This window comes from Silvimonas iriomotensis, assembly GCF_014645535.1.
Lineage (GTDB): Bacteria > Pseudomonadota > Gammaproteobacteria > Burkholderiales > Chitinibacteraceae > Silvimonas > Silvimonas iriomotensis.
In genome coordinates, this window is sequence record NZ_BMLX01000002.1 from 207,051 (window position 1) to 226,097 (window position 19,047).

20 protein-coding genes are annotated in these 19,047 nt (G+C 59.9%); 10 read left to right on the forward strand and 10 right to left on the reverse strand.

The annotated features are described in order from the left end of the window. Positions 1-5 precede the first annotated feature (5 nt). Positions 6-677 carry a TetR/AcrR family transcriptional regulator gene (locus tag IEX57_RS07415; protein WP_188703654.1) on the reverse strand — a complete coding sequence of 224 codons (672 nt, stop codon included), beginning with the start codon at positions 675-677 and terminating at the stop codon, positions 6-8. Positions 678-1,009: 332 nt separating this feature from the next. Continuing rightward, positions 1,010-1,417, reverse strand: coding sequence for a YchJ family protein (locus IEX57_RS07420; protein ID WP_229708908.1), 408 nt, complete (start codon positions 1,415-1,417; stop codon positions 1,010-1,012). 109 nt (positions 1,418-1,526) lie between these two features. Here IEX57_RS07420 and IEX57_RS07425 point away from each other — a divergent pair, with 109 nt between their 5' ends. From IEX57_RS07425 to IEX57_RS07435, 3 genes are read left to right on the forward strand one after another with little or no spacing between them, the layout of a single operon-like run. Continuing rightward, a complete protein-coding gene (locus tag IEX57_RS07425) occupies positions 1,527-2,204 on the forward strand; it encodes an HAD family hydrolase (RefSeq protein WP_188703655.1) in 678 nt (225 codons plus the stop codon). A 43-nt stretch (positions 2,205-2,247) separates the two neighbouring features. Then, positions 2,248-3,051 carry a CHAD domain-containing protein gene (locus IEX57_RS07430; protein ID WP_188703656.1) on the forward strand — a complete coding sequence of 268 codons (804 nt, stop codon included), beginning with the start codon at positions 2,248-2,250 and terminating at the stop codon, positions 3,049-3,051. Beyond that, entirely contained in the window at positions 3,048-3,419 is a 372-nt protein-coding gene (locus IEX57_RS07435; RefSeq protein WP_188703657.1) for an Hpt domain-containing protein, read from the forward strand. Before IEX57_RS07430 ends, IEX57_RS07435 begins: the two co-directional genes overlap by 4 nt. Positions 3,420-3,527: 108 nt before the next feature. On the opposite strand, the gene dut is transcribed toward IEX57_RS07435, so the two are convergent. Continuing rightward, complete coding sequence (gene dut, locus IEX57_RS07440; protein ID WP_188703658.1) at positions 3,528-3,977, reverse strand: dUTP diphosphatase; 450 nt, start codon at positions 3,975-3,977, stop codon at positions 3,528-3,530. Positions 3,978-3,990: 13 nt separating this feature from the next. After that, positions 3,991-5,199 carry a bifunctional phosphopantothenoylcysteine decarboxylase/phosphopantothenate--cysteine ligase CoaBC gene (gene coaBC, locus IEX57_RS07445; protein ID WP_188703659.1) on the reverse strand — a complete coding sequence of 403 codons (1,209 nt, stop codon included), beginning with the start codon at positions 5,197-5,199 and terminating at the stop codon, positions 3,991-3,993. Positions 5,200-5,281: 82 nt separating this feature from the next. Here coaBC and radC point away from each other — a divergent pair, with 82 nt between their 5' ends. Together radC and IEX57_RS07455 are read left to right on the forward strand one after the other, a co-directional pair. Beyond that, positions 5,282-5,956, forward strand: coding sequence for a RadC family protein (gene radC / locus IEX57_RS07450; protein ID WP_188703660.1), 675 nt, complete (start codon positions 5,282-5,284; stop codon positions 5,954-5,956). Between the two features lie 319 nt (positions 5,957-6,275). Further along, entirely contained in the window at positions 6,276-7,499 is a 1,224-nt protein-coding gene (locus tag IEX57_RS07455) for a branched-chain amino acid ABC transporter substrate-binding protein (RefSeq protein WP_188703661.1), read from the forward strand. Positions 7,500-7,787: 288 nt separating this feature from the next. On the opposite strand, the gene fumC is transcribed toward IEX57_RS07455, so the two are convergent. Together fumC and IEX57_RS07465 are read right to left on the reverse strand one after the other, a co-directional pair. Next, positions 7,788-9,188 (reverse strand): class II fumarate hydratase, encoded by a 1,401-nt coding sequence (gene fumC, locus IEX57_RS07460; RefSeq protein ID WP_188703662.1) that lies wholly within the window; start codon positions 9,186-9,188, stop codon positions 7,788-7,790. A 21-nt stretch (positions 9,189-9,209) separates the two neighbouring features. Beyond that, positions 9,210-9,614, reverse strand: a complete 405-nt coding sequence (locus tag IEX57_RS07465; RefSeq protein ID WP_188703663.1) for an RNA-binding S4 domain-containing protein — start codon at positions 9,612-9,614, stop codon at positions 9,210-9,212. A 256-nt stretch (positions 9,615-9,870) separates the two neighbouring features. On the opposite strand from IEX57_RS07465, the gene IEX57_RS07470 reads away from it, so the two are divergent. Next, a complete protein-coding gene (locus tag IEX57_RS07470; protein ID WP_188703664.1) occupies positions 9,871-11,118 on the forward strand; it encodes a dicarboxylate/amino acid:cation symporter in 1,248 nt (415 codons plus the stop codon). Between the two features lie 60 nt (positions 11,119-11,178). Here IEX57_RS07470 and IEX57_RS07475 read toward each other — a convergent pair whose 3' ends face one another. Further along, positions 11,179-12,057 carry a TIGR02285 family protein gene (locus IEX57_RS07475; protein WP_188703665.1) on the reverse strand — a complete coding sequence of 293 codons (879 nt, stop codon included), beginning with the start codon at positions 12,055-12,057 and terminating at the stop codon, positions 11,179-11,181. Between the two features lie 39 nt (positions 12,058-12,096). Between IEX57_RS07475 and IEX57_RS07480 the strand changes: the two genes are divergently transcribed. The 3 genes from IEX57_RS07480 to IEX57_RS07490 all read left to right on the forward strand — a co-directional run bounded on the left by IEX57_RS07480 (position 12,097) and on the right by IEX57_RS07490 (position 15,021). Beyond that, entirely contained in the window at positions 12,097-12,381 is a 285-nt protein-coding gene (locus IEX57_RS07480; protein WP_188703666.1) for a hypothetical protein, read from the forward strand. A 77-nt stretch (positions 12,382-12,458) separates the two neighbouring features. Beyond that, on the forward strand, positions 12,459-13,769 hold the full coding sequence (locus IEX57_RS07485) for an MFS transporter (RefSeq protein WP_229708909.1): 1,311 nt from the start codon (positions 12,459-12,461) through the stop codon (positions 13,767-13,769). 142 nt (positions 13,770-13,911) lie between these two features. Beyond that, positions 13,912-15,021, forward strand: a complete 1,110-nt coding sequence (locus IEX57_RS07490; RefSeq protein ID WP_188703667.1) for a zinc ribbon domain-containing protein — start codon at positions 13,912-13,914, stop codon at positions 15,019-15,021. Between the two features lie 60 nt (positions 15,022-15,081). On the opposite strand, the gene tcdA is transcribed toward IEX57_RS07490, so the two are convergent. The 3 genes from tcdA to phaR all read right to left on the reverse strand — a co-directional run bounded on the left by tcdA (position 15,082) and on the right by phaR (position 18,131). Further along, positions 15,082-15,870 carry a tRNA cyclic N6-threonylcarbamoyladenosine(37) synthase TcdA gene (gene tcdA / locus IEX57_RS07495; protein WP_188703668.1) on the reverse strand — a complete coding sequence of 263 codons (789 nt, stop codon included), beginning with the start codon at positions 15,868-15,870 and terminating at the stop codon, positions 15,082-15,084. A gap of 103 nt (positions 15,871-15,973) precedes the next feature. Continuing rightward, positions 15,974-17,302: a 30S ribosomal protein S12 methylthiotransferase RimO gene (gene rimO, locus IEX57_RS07500; RefSeq protein WP_188703669.1), complete on the reverse strand. Its 1,329-nt coding sequence runs from the start codon at positions 17,300-17,302 to the stop codon at positions 15,974-15,976. Positions 17,303-17,486: 184 nt separating this feature from the next. Then, positions 17,487-18,131 carry a polyhydroxyalkanoate synthesis repressor PhaR gene (gene phaR / locus IEX57_RS07505; protein WP_188693224.1) on the reverse strand — a complete coding sequence of 215 codons (645 nt, stop codon included), beginning with the start codon at positions 18,129-18,131 and terminating at the stop codon, positions 17,487-17,489. 263 nt (positions 18,132-18,394) lie between these two features. On the opposite strand from phaR, the gene IEX57_RS07510 reads away from it, so the two are divergent. Next, complete coding sequence (locus IEX57_RS07510; RefSeq protein ID WP_188703670.1) at positions 18,395-18,946, forward strand: phasin family protein; 552 nt, start codon at positions 18,395-18,397, stop codon at positions 18,944-18,946. The last annotated feature ends 101 nt before the right edge of the window (positions 18,947-19,047 follow it).

Consider the following 19,047-nt stretch of genomic DNA (forward strand, 5'->3'; position numbering starts at 1 on the left):
ACTCCTTAGGAATTCGAGTTATTCAGGGCGGGATCGGCGGCGGGCGCGTCCAGTCCTGCTACGACAAAAGGAACGAGCATGCGGGCGACCATTTGCGGGTCACGCGCATTGACAATGGGTTGCGCCATGAAAAGGCGCAGGACGTTGGTGCCGGCAAATGCGTTGAACATCGCATTGGCCAGAAAGTGGAAACGCCAGTGGACTTCGGCTTCGGTCAGATGCGGCAGCGCGCGGACCAGGGCATCGGTATACCGGCGGGTGAGCTCGCTGTAACGACGCGGCATGCTTTCTTTCAGCACGGGGTGCGGCTCCACGAAGGTGCGGGCCAGCAGGCGTACGAACACAAGGCCACCCAGTGTCGTATCGCGCCCCAGCTCACAGGCTGCGGACACAAACGACTCCACCACTTGCGCGGCGGCGGGAATCTGCACGGACCGCTCAAGGCGATCCAGATGACCTACAAACAAACGTACAAACGGCTCGGCACGACGTTCGAATACGGCTTTGAACAAGCCGTCCTTGGAGCCAAAGTAGTAGTTCACAGCAGCAATATTGACCCCGGCAGCCTGGGTAATCAGGCGCATGGAGGTGGCATCGAAACCATGTTCGACGAACAGCAGTTCGGCGGCATCAAGAATGCGGGTGGACGTTTCGACAGCCCGGATAGACTCGGCCATGAGGACTCCAGTGGCGTAACTTTGTTTTAGATATTTCAAACGTTTGTTTGAAATTAACGAAGCCCGACAACAAAGTCAATATTCACGATCGAAAAAACCGGACAGGGATACAGGCGGATTGCTGCAGGCCAGTATTGGCGCGGGTTGCGCAAAGGTGCGCCAAAGCAGCTAAATGTGGCGAAAAGTTGCCAGAATGAAACAGTACTGACTCAGGACAAGATGCTTACCGTTTTCAAACAACCGTAATCAGCTACAAAAAGATGTAGATCAAAAATGCCGACTACATAAAAACGGACCATTTTGCGCCCGTTAACACTTGCTGTGCGGCAGGCTCACTGGCCGTCGACGTCACCATCCAGGTAATACCAGCGGCCATCTGCGTCCCGGATGAAGCGGCTGGTTTCATGCATGCGGTGGGCGCGTCCACCGACTTTATAGCGGGCAACGAACTCGACGATGCCACTCTCCCCTTCCATGCTGGCGCGCTTGATCTCCAGCCCCAGCCACTTGATGCCTCCATCTTCGGCAAAGTCCATGTGCTCCGGGCGCGTCGCGCTGGCCCAGGTTTGCAGCAGATAAGGGCCCTGCTGCATTACATACGCCGTATAGCGTGAACGCATCAGGTCTTCGGGCGTGGGCGCCGGCGTGCCGGCATGGAACACGCCGCAGCAGTGGTCATAGTTTTTCGGGCGGCCGCAGGGGCAGGCGCTGGCTTGATCTGGAACGGAGCGGGATTTCACGGTGGCAGCAAGAAAACGAGAGTCAGCACAGAACAGACAACATTGTACGCTGTCCGCAAAGGGGTGGATCGGGTAGACTTACATGGTAATCAAATCAAACATTTACGTCATGTCTTTTCCTCCCCTGCAGGCCGCCATTTTCGATATGGACGGCTTGATGCTGGACACCGAACGCATCGCCATCGATTGCTGGGCCAGCGCTGCCCGCGAACTCCAACTGCAAATGCATGATCAGGTGCCCTACGGCATGGTCGGCATGCACATGAGCAAAGTGCCGGCGTACCTGCTGGCAGAACTCGGCCCGGACGCCCCGGTCCAGCAACTGATAGATGCAACCCACGCCTGCTATCTTGAAGCCACAGCCAAAGCGATTCCGCACCGCCCCGGCGTGATTGCCCTGCTGGACTGGCTGCGTGAGCGCGGTGTGCCCTGCGCCGTGGCGACGTCGTCGCGCCGCAGCGTGGCATCGCATCATCTGCAAGCGGCCGGACTGTGGCCGTATTTTGAATTTGCCGTTTGCGGCGATGAAATCGAACACCCCAAGCCCGCGCCGGATATCTATATCAAGGCGGCAACCGGCCTGGGGCGCCAGCCGGCCGAGTGCGTGGCGTTCGAGGATTCCAATTTCGGTATTGCCGCTGCGCACAGCGCCGGTTGCCGCGCCATCATGGTGCCGGACCTGCGCCCGCCCACGGCTGAAACCATGGCGCTGGGCGTGCCGGTGGTTGAATCGCTCAGTGCCGCGCAACCCATTGTCGAAGCCTGGTTGCGCGTGACCACACCCTGACCGGCCGGTACCGCCGGTTGCCAGACCTGAAAGGAGACAGGCTTTGGGCAAACGCAAGCAATGGTTCCATCAGCAAAGTCAGGCTGCACAGCACCTGGAAAAACTGCACCGCCGTTTGCGCAAAAAACCGGACGAATCCGCACTGCACCAGTTCCGTATTGGCCTGCGCAGTTTGCGTATCCAGCTGTTTGCCCTGAAACGCAGCCCGCCGCTGGAACGCACGCTGGTGCACATGAAAGCGGCCGGCAATGCCACCAACGCCTTGCGTGATCGCGATGCCTTGCTGGGCCTGATTGCCGACTGGCCGACTGATCTGACCTCGCCGCTCATTGCCAGCATCAACGACAACGCCCCGCCGCCGGATGCCGCCCCGCGCGTCATGCGGCTCAAGGGTTTCGACAAAACCATGCGCCGCCTGCCCTTGCTGCTACGTGCCTTGATGCCCGGCAAGACCCGGCTGCAAAAACGCATCCGCCGCACCGCCAGCAAACTGCGTCATCAGTCTGTGGAACAACTGCAATTGCTGACACCGCAAACCGAGCCCGAACGCTGGCACGATGCGCGCATCACCATCAAGAAACTGCGTTATCTGCACGAGCACCTGGCCGCCTGGCTGCCCCGGCGCTGGCACCAGCTGGCCGGCAGCGCCAAACCGGCACAAGAGGCGCTGGGCCACCTGCACGATCTGGATGTCCTGGCTGCCCATTACGGCAACGCGTTTTCCCCCGCACTGACCTTATACTGGCAGGAACAGCGCGCCAGCGCCCTCGCCCGTGCCGGCACCGCAGCCCAGACCTTGCTGCAGGCGCTGACACATCAACCGTCCACTGCGAGCACTTATACATGACCGGCCTTTCTGAATACTCCCGTGCCGCAGCGCTGGATATGGTCGCTGGCGATGCCGCCTTGCTGACGGAGCTGCTGGGTGTATTTCTGGCGGACGTTCCGGCCCGCCTGCACGTACTGGAAAGCGCGGCGGCCGCAGAGGACCTGGCGACCGTGCTGCACGAAGCCCACGCCATCAAAGGCGCCTGCGGCACCATCGCCGCTGCAGGCAATATGCAACGCATGCAAGCGCTGGAACACGCCGCACGGAACAACAACGGCGCGGCAGTCGCAGAGTTATGGATAGAAAGTCTGGAGCAGATGCGCTGGTTATTGCAGGACTTGCATCTGGACTACGAGGCACTGCGGCAGGGGCATACCGCTGCGTGAAGAAACCGGGCTGCCTGTGCGGCCAGCCCTTGACCAGCACGGCCACCCATGGCGGCCGGACTGGATTACGGCCCGGCGCGCACATAACGCGCCGGCTGGCTCAAACCATCAGGCCTTCCCGGTACTGCCAAACCCGCCTTCCCCGCGGGAACTCTCTTCAAACGACTCAACGATATTGAGTTCAACCTGCACCACCGGCACCACCACCAGTTGCGCAATGCGCTCCAGCGGCTGGATGGTGAACGAGTGATTGCCGCGGTTCCAGACCGAGACAAACACCTGGCCCTGGTAATCTGAATCAATCAGCCCCACCAGGTTGCCCAGCACGATGCCATGCTTGTGGCCCAGGCCCGAACGCGGAATGATCATCGCCGCCAGTTTGGGGTCGGCCAGGTGAATGGCCATGCCGGACGGCACCAGCGCGGTCGCGCCCGGCGCCAGTTCCAGCGGTGCATCAAGGCACGCCCGCAGGTCCAGCCCGGCAGAACCCGGCGTGGCATAGGCCGGCAGGTTGTCTTTCAGGCGCTGGTCCAGAATTTTGATATCGAGCGTGCTCATTGTTGGCTTCCCCTCAAGCTTGTTTGGCAGGTTTATGTTGTTGTTGATACAGATCGGCCACGTGGGCGATCAACTGGCGAGCGATATCCAGCTTGGGTGCGCGCGCCAGGCGGTGCTGGCCAGCATCGTCCAGCAAGATCACTTCGTTATCGTCCGCGCCCATGGCTTGTTGCACCAGGTTGGCCACCAGCAGCGGCAAATGTTTGCGTTTGCGTTTGGCCTCGGCGTATTCCAGCAGTTTTTCTGATTCCGCCGCGAAACCGACACAGAACGGCGCATCCGCCCGGCTGGCAACACGCGCCAGGATATCCGGATTGGCCGCCAGTTCCAGCGTCATGGTGGTCGCGTCTTTCTTGATCTTGTGTTCAGCCGGGTTGACCACATGATAGTCAGCCACCGCCGCCACGCTGATGAAAATGTCGCTGGCCGGTACAGCCAGTTCGACGGACTCCAGCATTTGCTGCGCGCTTTTGACGTTGATGCGCTGGCAACCGGCCGGCGTGGGCAGTACGGTATCGCCCGCCACCAGCGTGACCTCGGCCCCGGCTTCTGCCGCGGCGCGGGCCACGGCAAAACCCATCTTGCCGGAACTGGTATTGGTAATGCCGCGCACCGCATCGATGCGTTCAAAGGTAGCGCCCGCGGTAATCAGCACGCGCTTGCCACGCAGTAGTTTGGGCTGAAAGAAGGCTTCCAGCGCCTGCATGATGGCTTCGGGTTCCAGCATGCGGCCCATGCCGACTTCGCCGCAGGCCTGGTCGCCGGCATCCGGCCCCAGGATGGTGACGCCGTCTTCTTTCAGTTGCGCCACATTGCGCTGGTTGGGTTTGTTTTCCCACATCTGTTTGTTCATGGCCGGCGCCATCAACAACGGGCAATCACGCGCGGCAATCAGCGTGGACAACAGGTCATCGCACAGGCCGTGCGCCACTTTGGCCAGCATGTCGGCCGTAGCCGGCGCGACGAGGATGGCGTCGGCGCCACGGGTCAGGTCAATGTGCGGCATGTTGTTGTCAATGCGCCCGTCCCACTGGTCGGTAAAGACCGGGTTGCCGGAGAGCGCCTGGAACGTGACCGGCGTGACAAACGCCGCGCCCGCCTGGGTCAGCACCACCTGGACGTCCCAACCGGCCTTGATCATCAGGCGCGTCAGCTCTGCCGCCTTGTAGGCCGCAACGCCGCCGGTCACGCCCAGCACGATCCGTTTCTTTGTTTGTTTCATGGCAAACCTGACTGTTTTCCAGATTGCTGATGGGCCAGAAGTGTAACAGGGTATGGCGCTTGTCACCGTTGCCGGAGTCCCCATGTCCATACACGACTGGCCTGCTGCCGAACGCCCGCGCGAGAAACTGCTGGCACGCGGCGCTGATGCGCTGTCCGATGCCGAATTGCTCGCCATTTTCCTGCGTGTGGGGATCGTCGGTTATTCGGCGGTGGATCTGGCGCGTCTGTTGCTCAACCATTTCGGTTCGCTCAATGGCGTGTTCAGCGCGCCGCGTGCCGCCTTTTCACACATAGCAGGTATGGGCGATGCCAAGTACGCGCAACTGCAGGCCGTGCTGGAAATGGCCCGGCGGGCGCTGCACGAAGACCTCCGCGTCAGCAACGCGCTGACCAGCCCGCAATCGGTGCGTGACTATCTGACGCTGTGGCTGCGCAACCGGCCGGTCGAGTGTTTTGTAGCACTGCTGCTCGACGCCGGCCACCGTGTGCTGGCGTGCGTTGAACTCTCGCACGGCAGCGTCAACCAGACCCAGGTCTACCCGCAGGAAGTCGCCCGCCAGGCCTTGCAGCACCACGCCTGCGCCATCATCGTGGCGCACAACCACCCTTCTGGCCGCGCCGAACCTTCTGCGGCAGATATCAAACTCACACACACCTTACGCGACGCGCTGCAGCTGATTGATGTGCGGCTGCTGGATCATTTCGTGATTGCAGGCAGCCAGAGTTATTCGTTTGCCGAGAACAAACAGTTGTAAAAACAAGGCGCAGAGCCATTTTGAGGCATGTTTGCGGCTGGCAACCAGGCTGTGCACCGCATCAATGCACAACCATTCATCGCTTGTTGCATAGAAACCACCCTTCATCAATGACCAGGTCCGGGCATTTGACAGTCAGAAAGGCGCATCTTCATTATCAATCACCGTAGCTTTGGCATAACGATCACCAGTGCTCTACAAAACACTGGGCTGACGCCATGCCAACACCGGAATAAAAGCGCAAGCGGATCCGGACTGGCCGCCCGCTCACCCCCACATTCTGACGAACAATTCGCAATCATCCTGAGAGGATCTGGATATGACCATCGCGCGTTACACCCTGATTGCCGCGGCCGTACTGGGCCTGGCTGCATGTGGCAAGCAGGAGCCGGCACAATCGGACGCTGCGGCTTCGGCACCGGCAGCATCCGCGACCGCCGCTGCTGGCGGCGCTTCTGGTGACACTGTTACCGTCAAGATTGGTCACGCTGCACCGCTGACCGGCAATATTGCTCACCTGGGCAAGGACAACGAAGACGGCGTGAAGCTGGCCATCGACGAAATCAACGCCGCAGGCGGCGCAGACATCGGCGGCAAGAAGGTCAAGTTCGAGATGGATTCCGAAGATGACCAGGCCGACCCGAAAACCGCGACCACCGTCGCCCAGCGCTTTGTCGATGAAAAAGTCGTCGGCGTGATCGGCCACTTGAACTCTGGCACGACCATCCCGGCTTCCAAGATTTACTCTGATGCCGGTATTCCGCAGATCTCCCCGTCCGCCACCGCCGTGGCCTACACCGCCCAGGGCTTCAAGACCGCCTTCCGCGTGATGGCTAACGACGCGCAACAAGGCAAGGTGCTGGGCGAATATGCCGTACAAAAGCTGGGCGCCAAGAAGATCGCCATTGTTGATGACCGCACCGCTTACGGTCAGGGCCTGGCTGATGAATTCGAGAAAGCCGCCAAGGCCGCCGGTGGCGACATTGTGAAGCGCGAATTCACCACCAACCAGGAAACCGACTTCAACGCCATCCTGACCTCGATCAAGGGCACCAAGCCTGACCTGATCTTCTACGGTGGCATGGACGCACAAGCCGCTCCGCTGAAGAAGCAAGCCCACAAGCTGGGTATCTCTGCCAAGGTCATGGGCGGCGACGGTACGCAAACGCCGGAACTGATCAAGCTGGCGGGTGATGACTCTGAAGGCATGGTGTCGTCCTCCCCGGGCCAGCCGAAGGATCAACTGCCGGGCGGCAAGGAATTCCTGGACAAGTTCAAGAAGACCTTCGGCCAGGAAGTGCAGCTGTATGCACCGTACTGCTATGACGCGGTGAAGGTGATGGTCGAAGCCATGAAGAAAGCCGGCTCTACCGAACCGGCCAAGTACCTGCCGGAACTGGCCAAGATCGACTATCAGGGCGTGACCGGCCCGATCACCTTTGACGAAAAGGGTGACATCAAGAACGGCGCGATCACCATTTACACCGTCAAGGGTGGCAAGTGGGAAGTGCTGGAAATTGTTGGCGGCGCTGCGGCCAAGTAACTGGCTGGTGGTGCTGAAAAAAAACGGCAGCTACGGCTGCCGTTTTTTATTTGGGCGCGGGCGCTGCAGACGGATTGCCGGAAAGGCCACTTGCGGTGGCCGGCTGGATGCCTGCCTTCGCAGGAAGGATGAAGTGGTGGCGTAACCAGGTCGTTCTTGGCAGTTGAGGGTTGTGCTTGCCGTTGTCTTTTTGGAGGGTGCCGTCGCTTTTGCCGCAAGGCCCCTCCGACAGCGCCGTCAGGCACTCACCGGTTGTCAAGCAATCCAGGGGCCCAAACAATCGCAATATCAAGCCAGCGGCTTTGTCATCTCCAGCGGCACCACCCACTGCGCAAATTCTTCTTCCGTCAGAAACCCCAGTTCCAGCGCCGCCGCTTTCAGTGTCAGCCCTTCGTGATGCGCCTTCTTGGCAATCTTTGCCGCCTTGTCATAGCCGATATGCCGATTCAGCGCCGTCACCAGCATCAGGTTTTTGGCAAGGTTGGATTCAATCACCGCCAGATCAGGCTCAATCCCCACCGCGCAATGGTCATTGAACGCCAGCACGGCATCGCTGATCAGCGCGATGCTTTCCAGTACGTTGTGCACCATCACCGGCTTGTACACATTGAGCTGGAAATTGCCCTGGGTGCCGGCAAAGGCCACGGCGGCGTCGTTGCCGAAGACCTGCACGCAGACCATGGTCATGGCCTCGCACTGGGTGGGGTTCACCTTGCCCGGCATGATGGATGAACCGGGTTCGTTCTCCGGAATCCGCAACTCGCCAATGCCGCAGCGTGGGCCGCTGGCCAGCCAGCGCACGTCGTTGGCCATTTTCATCAGCCCGCCCGACAGCGTGCGCAGTGCGGCGGAGGTTTGCACCAGCGCATCATGTGCAGACAAGGCAAAGAACTTGTTGGACGCAGCGCGAAACGGGTAACCGGTAATGGTGGCGATCCTGGCTGCGGCCTTGTCGCCAAACTGGGGGTGGGCGTTCAGCCCGGTGCCGACGGCGGTGCCACCAATCGCCAGATCATACAAACCTGGCAGCGTGGCCCGCACGGCCTCGATCCCGAAATCCAGCTGCGCTACCCAGGCGCCGATCTCCTGGCCCAGGGTAATGGGCGTGGCATCCTGCAAATGCGTGCGCCCGGTTTTGACGATGCCGGCATACGCGCCGGCCTTGCCCGCCAGCGTGGTGCGCAAGGTGGCCATGGCCGGGAACAAGCGCTGCTGCAATTCCTCGACCACCGCGATATGCATGGCGGTCGGAAAGGTGTCGTTGGACGACTGCCCGCGGTTGACGTGATCGTTGGGGTGCACTGGCGTCTTGCTGCCCATCTGCCCGCCCGCCAGCTGGATGGCCCGGTTGGAGATCACCTCGTTGGCATTCATGTTCGACTGCGTGCCTGACCCTGTCTGGAACACAACCAGCGGGAAGTGATCATCCAGCTTGCCGGCAATGACTTCGTCAGCCGCACTGACAATGCGTTCGGCCACGTCTTTGGGCAGTTCACCTAGTTGCGCATTGGCCTGCGCTGCCGCTTTTTTCAGGATACCCAGCGCCCGGATGACGGGCCGTTGCCATTTGAAGCGCGCCACCCCGATCGGAAAATTGCCTACCGAGCGCTGCGTTTGCGCCCCCCAGTAGCGGTCTTGCGCCACATTGATGGCGCCCATGGAATCGGTTTCGCTGCGGAACTGGCTCATCGGGGTGCTCCTGGCGGCAGATCAGCCGCGTTCGAACTGGTTCATCTGCCGACGGAATTTCTTGGTCGGGCGGCCTTTGACCTGCGGATGCTCAAAGCGCGGTGCCAGCCGGTCGGCTTCTGCCACCCGCTCGCGTTTCTCCATGCTCTCTGGCGTTTCTTCATACAGGGCGCGTGCGGCTTCGGCCGGGCCGCGTTTGTCGCTCAGGGCGCTGACTTTCACCTCAAACTCGCCGTGCTCGGTATGCACCCGCAACAGATCGCCAGGCTTGATCTCCCGCGCGGGTTTGGGGCGCTGGCCGTTGAGATGCACGTGCCCGGCCTCGACCGCATCCGTGGCCAGCGAGCGCGTTTTGTAAAAGCGCGCGGCCCACAGCCACTTGTCTACACGCACACCGCTGTGTGCCGGGGTCTCTGGTTTTGCCATGATGAATTGCCTGCGATGACGGGTACGAGGAGGTTCAGGCTAGAACTCAAGCGGCCTGGCGTCAATCCGCAAGCGCGCACCGTAAGGTATACACCGGACGCGGAATCCCCTGGTCGACGCTGGTCCTGCCGCGCTCTAGATTAGTTCAGCGTTGCGCGGCAACACCTTGAGACATAACGCATTTTGCCGCACTGCAACAAATTGCCCGGTCTCGTACCAGCCGGTCAGAACATAAGAATCGAAGGGGAGACACTGTATGAAACGCATGCACAAGACACTGTATTTCTGGGTGCTGGTCGCCATCGTTGCGGGCGGCATCCTGGGTTATGTTGACCCGGCGACGGGCGTGGCCCTCAAGCCACTGGGCGACGGATTTATCGCGCTGATCAAGATGCTGATCGGCCCGGTGATTTTCTGCACCGTGGTACTGGGCATTGCCAACGCCGGTGATCTGAAAAAGGTCGGGCGCGTGGGTGGCAAGGCGCTGTTGTATTTTGAAGTGGTGTCCACCTTTGCTCTCGCCATTGGTTTGCTGGTCGCCAACCTGCTCAAGCCAGGCAAGGGTTTCAACGTTGACCCCGCCTCGCTGGACCCGAAACTGACCGCCGAGTACGCCGCCAAGGCGCACGAACAGCACGTGGCCGATTTCATCCTGCATATCATTCCCAAGACTTTTTCTGATGCGTTTGCCGGCTCGGGCGATCTCTTGCAGGTGCTGCTGATTGCCATCCTGTTTGCCTTTGCGCTGAACAAGATCGGTGAAAAAGGCACGCCGGTCCTGAAGTTTGTCGAAGGCTTGTCGGATATTTTCTTTGGCATGGTCCGCAGCATCATGTGGCTGGCCCCGCTGGGCGCGGGTGGCGCCATGGCCTTCACCATCGGCAAATACGGCCTGAAAGCGCTGCTGCCGCTGGCCAGCCTGATGGGCTGCTTCTATCTGACCTGTATCCTGTTTGTGCTGATCGTGCTGGGCGCTGTGGCCCGCATGACCGGTTTCAGCATCCTCAAGTACCTTCGTTACATCCGCCAGGAACTGCTGCTGGTGCTGGGTACGTCTTCATCTGAAAGCGCGCTGGTGCAATTGATGAAGAAAATGGAAGACGCCGGTTGCAGCAAGCCGGTGGTAGGCCTCGTGGTCCCGGCCGGCTACAGCTTCAATCTGGATGGCACCAATATCTATCTGACACTGGCGGCGCTGTTTGTGGCACAGGCCATGAATATTGATCTGTCGCTGGGGCAAGAGTTGTCGATCCTGATCGTCGCCATGCTGACCTCCAAAGGCGCGTCTGGCGTAACCGGGGCCGGTTTCATTACCCTGGCCGCCACCCTGGCCGTGGTGCCGAGCATTCCGGTGGTGGGTCTGGCGCTGATTCTGGGGGTGGACCGCTTCATGTCTGAAGCGCGCGCGCTGACCAATATCGTCGGGAACGGCGTGGCGGCGATCGTGGTGTCGCACTGGGAAAAAGAACTGGATCGCGACAAGCTCAATGCTGCGCTGGGTTAAGCGGCCCGCAGTCAGCAAAAAAGGCAGCCATGGCTGCCTTTTTTCATATCTCTGTTGCGCTTACTGCACGTAATTGTGGGTGGCGCGGTCGTGCAAAAAGCGGTCCAGTTCGCGGCGCTGCGCTTCACGCAAATGCAGCGGCGTCCAGCGTGTCATCAGATCCCGGTACGACGGCTGTCTGGCGGCTTCCTTCACGGCCTCGTCGACATCGTGGATCACCTTGCCGCCCCAGGCATTTCTGGTACAGGCCACATTGCCCAGCAGCCACGGATCAGGCTGGCGCAGCGGCACCACGGCAATGCCCGCCGGCAACTGCTTGCGCTCGGTCAGCCAGGCCACGATCTGCGGGTACTCCAGGGTGTAATCAATACGCTTGAGCGACAGCATCTGGTAAAGACTGTTCGGATCACCGCCCAAGACCGCATGCAGCCCGGTATTGGCGGGCGAGGCCAGCACCTTGTCGATCATCGGGCCGTAGGAGCGCGTGCCCTCATAACCGCCCACCAGCGAGCGATCTGCCGCCAGTGTTTCCAGATCCACCCCGTCACGCCAGTCCGGGTGTGTTTGCAACAGGTCTTCACGGGTCACCAGCTGGATCGGCATGGTGATCAGCGCCGGGGTAAACAACGCCATGCCCTCACGTTCCGGATTGCGCAAGGTCGAGGGCACGCACAGATTGTCGCCCTGTTTCATTTGTGCAAAAGCCCGCTTGGGCGTCATCACCACCACGCGGTGCTGATACTGGGGCAGCCGCTGGATCAGCATCTTGATCAGCTGATCGCCAATGCCGTCGCCCAGTTGCTGCACTGACTCACTGCTGCGGTCTTGCAGGATAAACACCGGCGGCCAGTCAAAAATGACCCAGGTAATGGTTTCACGTGCCAGCGCAACCGGCGCCCAGAACAGCGCCAGCAGCACAATCATCCAGGATTTACGCATACTGCTGTCCGCAGGTCCTTGTGTGCGTTGGAAAACCCCATGGTTTTCGTGCGGGCGATTATACGTACAAGCAAGCCGGTCGCGGCGGGTATGGCGCAGATGGTCGTCCGGACGGCACCGCCGGCCCCCGGATGGCAGGCGCCGCGCTATGCCATAACCTTAAAAACGCATCTGCTGCTTGCCTCGACAGGCCACAAACTGATAAAAAAGCTGATCGCCCCAAGCGGCCCCGGCAGCGTGATCCGCTGCCCCTGCCCTGTCTGCCTCACGCCAACCGGCGCACGGTTTACGGCGAAAATTGCAAAGCTGATCGAGGCCTTGTGATTTGCATGCTGTCCTCACCACGTCACAGCGGCTCTGCTGCGCACACTTGCCCGTGCGCCCTTTTGTGATTTCAGCCCATGACCGACAACAACATGAACACCAGCACGGATTCTTTGACCTGGTCTGCTGCGCACCGCCCGCTTAACCGGCGCGACGTGCAGACCCTGACGCTCTCCGCCCTGGGCGGCGCCCTGGAGTTTTACGACTTCGTGGTGTACGTCTTTTTTGCCGCCGTGATCGGCACCCTGTTTTTCCCGCCCGGCCTGCCAGACTGGCTCAAGTTGCTGCAAACCTTTGGCATCTTTGCCGCGGGGTATCTTGCCCGCCCGCTGGGCGGCATCATCATTGCGCATTACGGCGACAAGCTGGGCCGCAAGCGCATGTTTACGCTGTCCATTTTCCTGATGGCACTGCCCACGCTGTTCATGGGCCTGTTGCCGACCTACGCCACGCTGGGCGTGTTTGCGCCGGTACTGTTGCTGATCCTGCGGGTGATGCAAGGCGCAGCCATTGGTGGCGAAGTGCCCGGCGCCTGGGTGTTTGTCTCTGAACATGTGCCGCACAACCGCACTGGTCTGGCGGTGGGTTCGCTGACGGCCGGCCTGACCTTTGGCATCTTGCTGGGCGCGCTGATTGCCACCTTCATCAACACCCATTACAGCAAGGAAGAAGTGGTCAGCTTCGCCTGGCGTATTCCGTTCATTCTGGGCGGCCTGTTTGGCCTGTTTGCGGTCTATCTGCGCCGCTTCCTGGAAGAAACGCCCATTTTCAAGGAACTGCATCAGCGCAAGGCCTTGTCTGAAGGGCTGCCGGTGGCGGCAACGGTGCGCAACCATCTGGCCGGTACCCTCCAGGCCATGCTGCTGACCTGGGTGCTGTCCGCAGCCATTGTGGTGGTCATCCTGTTCACGCCCACGTGGCTGCAAAAAGTCCAGGGCATCGCCCCGGCCTTGTCGTTGCAGGCCAACAGCCTGGCAACGCTATGCCTGACGCTGGGCTGCGTGGTCTTTGGCGCCTGCGCAGACAAGTTCGGCGGTCGCCTCACGCTGGCCATTGGCAGCATTGGCCTGCTGATCAGCAGCTATAACTTTTATTTCAGCCAGCCGGTGGCGCCAGGCACGCTGATGCTGAACTACGCCATCACCGGCTTTTTTGTCGGCGTTGTGGGTGTGGTGCCGTATCTGATGGTGCGCTCCTTCCCGGCCGCGCTGCGGTTCTCTGGCGTGTCTTTTGCCTATAACGTGGCCTATGCCATTTTTGGCGGGCTGACCCCGGTGGCCATCAGCGCCTGGCTGGTTTACGACAAACAGGCGCCCGCCCATTACGTTGCCGCGTTGTGCGTGCTGGGGGTGGTGCTGGCACTGGCGCCGCAACCGAAACGCCATTAACTGCTGCGTGCATCTGCATCACAAAAAACCGCCTTTACGGCGGTTTTTTGTTGGGTGATGCCTGAATGCTGCGCCATCTCCATGCACAGGCCTGCGTGGCATGTAATGATGCGTGATCTTTGTCGCGATCAAGGACTACCGGATGGCCACTTCGCAAGCTCACTCCCGCCCCGAACGCTTGTTGCGCATTGCCTCGTGGATTGTTGCGCTGGTCTTTGCCGGGCTGCTCAATACCCTGGGCAATCTGATCATGGGCGATCTGTTTTACGCCCCGGCTGGCGGGCCGCCGCAACAAGAGGCGTTCATCGACCAGGCAACGCGTGCGCGGCTGGAACAACAGCAAAAAGAGCTGGAACGGCAAAAGGCAGCGCTGGCCGACAAAAAAGAAACGGTCGATACCGCCCTCTCCCGCTCGCACGATGAATACAACGCCGCCAACCAGACGTTCCGCAACTGGCTGGCCACACGCCAGGCCACCGGCAACAGCAGCCAGGACCCGGAGGTGCTCAACCGCACCCATGCGCTGGATGCCTTGCAGGCCGGGGTCAATAACTGGCAGCGCCAGAGCGATCAACTGGCCGATCAGTTGCGTGGTGTAGACAAGCAGCAAATCCAGGTGCAGGGGCAGTTGGGTGTATTGCTGGATCAGGGCGAGAAATCGTACAACCAGGCTTTGCAGAAATATGATCTGCGCATCTTTTTCTGGCGGCTGGCGTTCACCCTGCCCTTGCTGTTGCTGGCCATCTGGCTGTTCATCAAGTTCCGCAAGCACCGCTACTGGCCGTTTGTGTATGGCTTCGGGCTGTTTGCGCTGACGGCGTTCTTTGTTGAACTGGTGCCGTATTTGCCCAGCTTTGGCGGGTATATCCGCGTGGTGGTCGGGATCATCCTCACCGTGTTTGCCGGCGTGTACATGCTGCGGGCATTCCAGCGCTATGTAGAACGCAAGCGGCTGGAAATGCAGCAAAGTCAGACTGAACGCGCCCGCACCGTGGTGTACGAAAAGGCCATCAGTTCATACCAGAAAAAGATTTGCCCATCGTGCGACAAACCGTGGAATCTGGCCGGCGACCAGGCCAGTTTCTGCATTCATTGCGGGCTGGAGTTGTTCCGCGTCTGCGGTTGTGGCGGGCGCAATTTCGCGTTTTTCCCGTTCTGCCACCAGTGTGGCAAACCGGTCAAACAGACGGCAGACACTAGCACGCCCTCGCTGCTGCAAACCACGCCAGGTACCGAGTTACCACCCCGCTAAAATTGGCCCCAACAAAAAACCGCTCGTAGCAGAGCGGTTTTTTGTTGGAAGTGAGACCGGTTATTTCATGGCGGAATCAGCCAGCTTGCGCAGCACGCGTGACGCGGCGATAAAGCCGAACGTCCCGGTCACCGGCGTCACCGCGCCAAAGCCACCCTCGCAATCGAGCCGCACCGGGCTGTCACCGGTTTGCGGTTTGGTGCCACACACACTGCCATCGGCCTGCGGGTACACCAGGGCCTCGGTGGAATACACGCAGTCCACGCCAAACTTCTTGCCTGGTTTGGGAAAGCCGTAATCGCGGCGCAGGATGTTGCGCACTTTGGCCGCCAGCGGGTCTTGCGTGGTGCGCGACAGATCATCAATCTTGATCTGCGTCGGGTCGGTCTGGCCGCCAGCGCCGCCCGTCACCATCAGCGGAATCTTGCGGCGACGGCACCAGTGAATGATCGCGGCTTTGGTTTTCACGCTGTCGATAGCGTCAACCACGTAGTCATAACCCTGGCCCAGCATGGCTTCCAGATTATCGTCAGCCACAAAGTCTTCAATGGCGTTGACGACACACTCCGGGTTGATCGCCAGCACGCGCTCTTTCATGGCCGCCACTTTCATCTGGCCAAACAGGCCAGACATGGCGGGCAACTGGCGGTTGGTGTTGGAAACACAAATGTCGTCCAGATCAATCAGCGTCAACTGGCCGATGCCGGAACGCGCCAGCGCCTCAACCACCCACGTGCCGACGCCGCCAATACCGATCACGCACACATGCGCGCGCCGGAAGCGTTCCAGCGCGGCGGTGCCATACAAGCGGGCAATGCCGCCGAAGCGGCGTTCGAATGAGGTATCCATTTTTGTGCGGCGTGAGGTGTAAGGGGTGAGGTGTAAAACCAGGCAGATGACCGCGTGAGGAGCGATGGCACAAGATGTCGCCTCACTCCTCTCGCCTTGCGCCTCACATCCCGACTTGCTCGGCCCAGAGGTCGTGTTCGTCCGAATCGGTAATGCGTACTTTTACAAAGTCGCCCGGTTTGACGTCGGCAGCCGGTTCGAAATACACCAGGCCGTCAATTTCCGGGGCGTCGCCATAGGTACGGGCCACTGCGCCTTCTTCATCGATCTCGTCAACCAGCACGGTGAACTCGCGGCCCACTTTGGCGGCCAGGCGACTGGCAGAGATGGCGGCCTGCTTTTCCATGAAACGCTGTTTGCGCTCTTCTGCCACATCGGCCGGCACGTGATCCGGCAGGTCGTTGGCGGTGGCGCCATCGACCGGCGAATAGGTAAAACAGCCCACGCGATCAAGCTGCGCTTCATCCAGGAAATCCAGCAATTCCTGGAATTCGGCTTCGGTTTCACCCGGGAAGCCGACAATGAAGGTCGAGCGGATCACCAGATCCGGGCAAATGGCACGCCAGGCCTTGATGCGTTCGAGCACGTTGGCAGAACTGGCCGGGCGCTTCATCAGTTTCAGAATGCGCTGGTTGGCGTGCTGGAACGGGATATCCAGGTACGGCAGCACCTTGCCTTCGGCCATCAGCGGGATGACTTCATCCACGTGCGGGTACGGGTACACATAGTGCAGACGCGTCCAGATGCCCTGACGGCCCAGTTCTTCCACCAGTTCGGTCATGCGGGTTTTCACCGGACGGCCATTGTGGAAACCGGTCTTGTATTTCACATCCACGCCATAAGCGCTGGTGTCTTGCGAAATGATCAAGAGTTCTTTCACGCCGGCCTTGGCCAGGTTCTCGGCCTCGCGCAGGACTTCGTGCACCGGGCGGCTGACCAGATCACCGCGCATGGACGGGATGATGCAGAAGGTGCAACGGTGGTTACAGCCTTCGGAAATCTTCAGGTAGGCGTAGTGCTTGGGTGTGAGCTTGATCCCGGCGGCAGGCACCAGATCCACAAACGGATCATGCGGTTTGGGCAGATGCACGTGGATCTGCTCCATCACCTCATCCTTGGCGTGCGGGCCGGTCACGGCCAGCACTTTCGGGTGCACGTCGCGGATCAGATCGCCGTCGCCCTTGGCGCCCAGACAGCCGGTGACAATCACCTTGCCGTTTTCGGCCAGCGCTTCGCCAATCGCATCAAGCGACTCTTGCACGGCGGAATCAATAAAACCACAGGTGTTGACGACCACCATATCGGCGTCGTCGTACGAGGCGGAAATCAGGTAACCCTCGGCCCGCAACTGGGTCAGGATCTGTTCGGAATCCACGAGGGCCTTGGGACAGCCCAGCGAAACAAACCCAACCTTGGGCGCAGCAGCAGACATTCTTACTCTCCAGCAGGCTGCGGCCAGGTGGCGTCAGCCTTGAACCAAAACAGAGCGGGCATGTTGTCAGGCACCTGAACAAGTCATTGCGCTGGCACGTGGCCAGGAAGGATTTGTTCAGGGGCTCCCACAACACGCCCGCATGGACAACCGAGTATTTTAAATCAATTTTTAGATCAATGGTTTATTTCTGCGTCGTACGGCGCTTGGGTGCCGGACTTTCCGGCGGCTCGTCGCTGGCAGGCGGCGAGGAAGGCTCTGGTTCATTGGGATCGGGCTTGGCGCCGTCCCGGCCATAACCTGGCATACCAAAGCCGGTAAACAGATGCTTGGCGCGGTCTTGCAACTGTTGTTGCATATCGACAAATAGCGCCGTGCTGCTTTCCAGATACTTGCCCATCATGCTTTGCAGTGCCGGGCCCTGGAACTTCATGAAATCGCCCCAGATATTGGGGTTGAGCATGGGGTTTTCGCCGCCGAGCGACGCCTTGGCCTGGTCTTGCAGGCGCGTCTGCATCTCGGTGAACAACTGCATGTTCTTTTCCAGATAGTTGCCCATCACGCCCTGCATGGCATGGCCATAGAAGCGGATGATCTGGGTGAGCACGTCGTAAGAGAACATCGGGATACCACCCGATTCCTCTTCCAGAATGATCTGCAACAGCACGCTACGCGTAATGTCTTCGCCCGTCTTGGCATCCAGCACCTGAACATCGATCTGTTCCAGTACCAGTTGTTTGACGTCAGCCAGCGTGATGTAACAGCTGGTAGCGGTGTCGTAGAGCCGCCGGTTCGGATATTTCTTGATCACCCGTTTTTCAACACTCATGCATTTCCCCTGATAAGGTGACTGCGGGTTGTAGTGATTTTCGCAATATTACGAAAATGCTGCCAAGAGTAGCGCCCGTTTATCGGCTGCGCAACCGGTCATGTTGCAGTGCACAAAAAGTGTTTGACATTGCGCTTTGGGAATTCCACAATAAAATCAATGGTGCGGCGCATCATGGTTGATTGAAGCAAGTTCCGGTATTCACGTATTTCTTATATACAGCGCCTGCACACGACCACCGATGGATCATTCAGGAGTGAATCATGTCCCAAGCCCAGCAACAGTTCGCAGAACTGGCGACCAGTCAGATCGAAACCACGCTGCGTTTCGCGCGGCTGTCTCTCGATAGCACTGAGCGTCTGTTCAAAGTGCAGGTGGAAGCCACCCGCACGGCACTGGAAGAGAACGTGAAAAACGCCCGTGCCCTCTTGTCCGTGAAAGATGCCCAGGAAGCCGTCTCGCTGCGTCAGAAGCTCATTGAATCCAGTGTAGAACAAGCAACGACGTTCTCGCGCGCGATTTTTGAAATTGCTTCGCAAGCGCAAAGCGAACTCTCCAGACTGTACGAAGAACGCGCCATTGCCTTTAACAAGGAACTGGTCAGCGGTCTGGATCGCGTGGCCAAGTCTGCACCGGCCGGCGCCGATGTGGCAGTGGCTGCGGTCAAATCCACCGCACAAGCCACCGCTGCGGCCGTCGACAGCCTGACCAAAGCGGCCAAGCAAGTCGCAGAATTTACCGATGCCTCGGTCAAGGCAGCGACCAATGCGACCGCTGAAGCCGTCAAATCGGCCTCACGCAAGACCGCTGCCTGAGCGGTTGCTTGACAAGGCAAGCAGTTGCCAAAAAGACAAAAGCCCCGCATGCCGGGGCTTTTTGTTTGTGCGCTGCTGTGGCAAACCGACAACCGGACCCT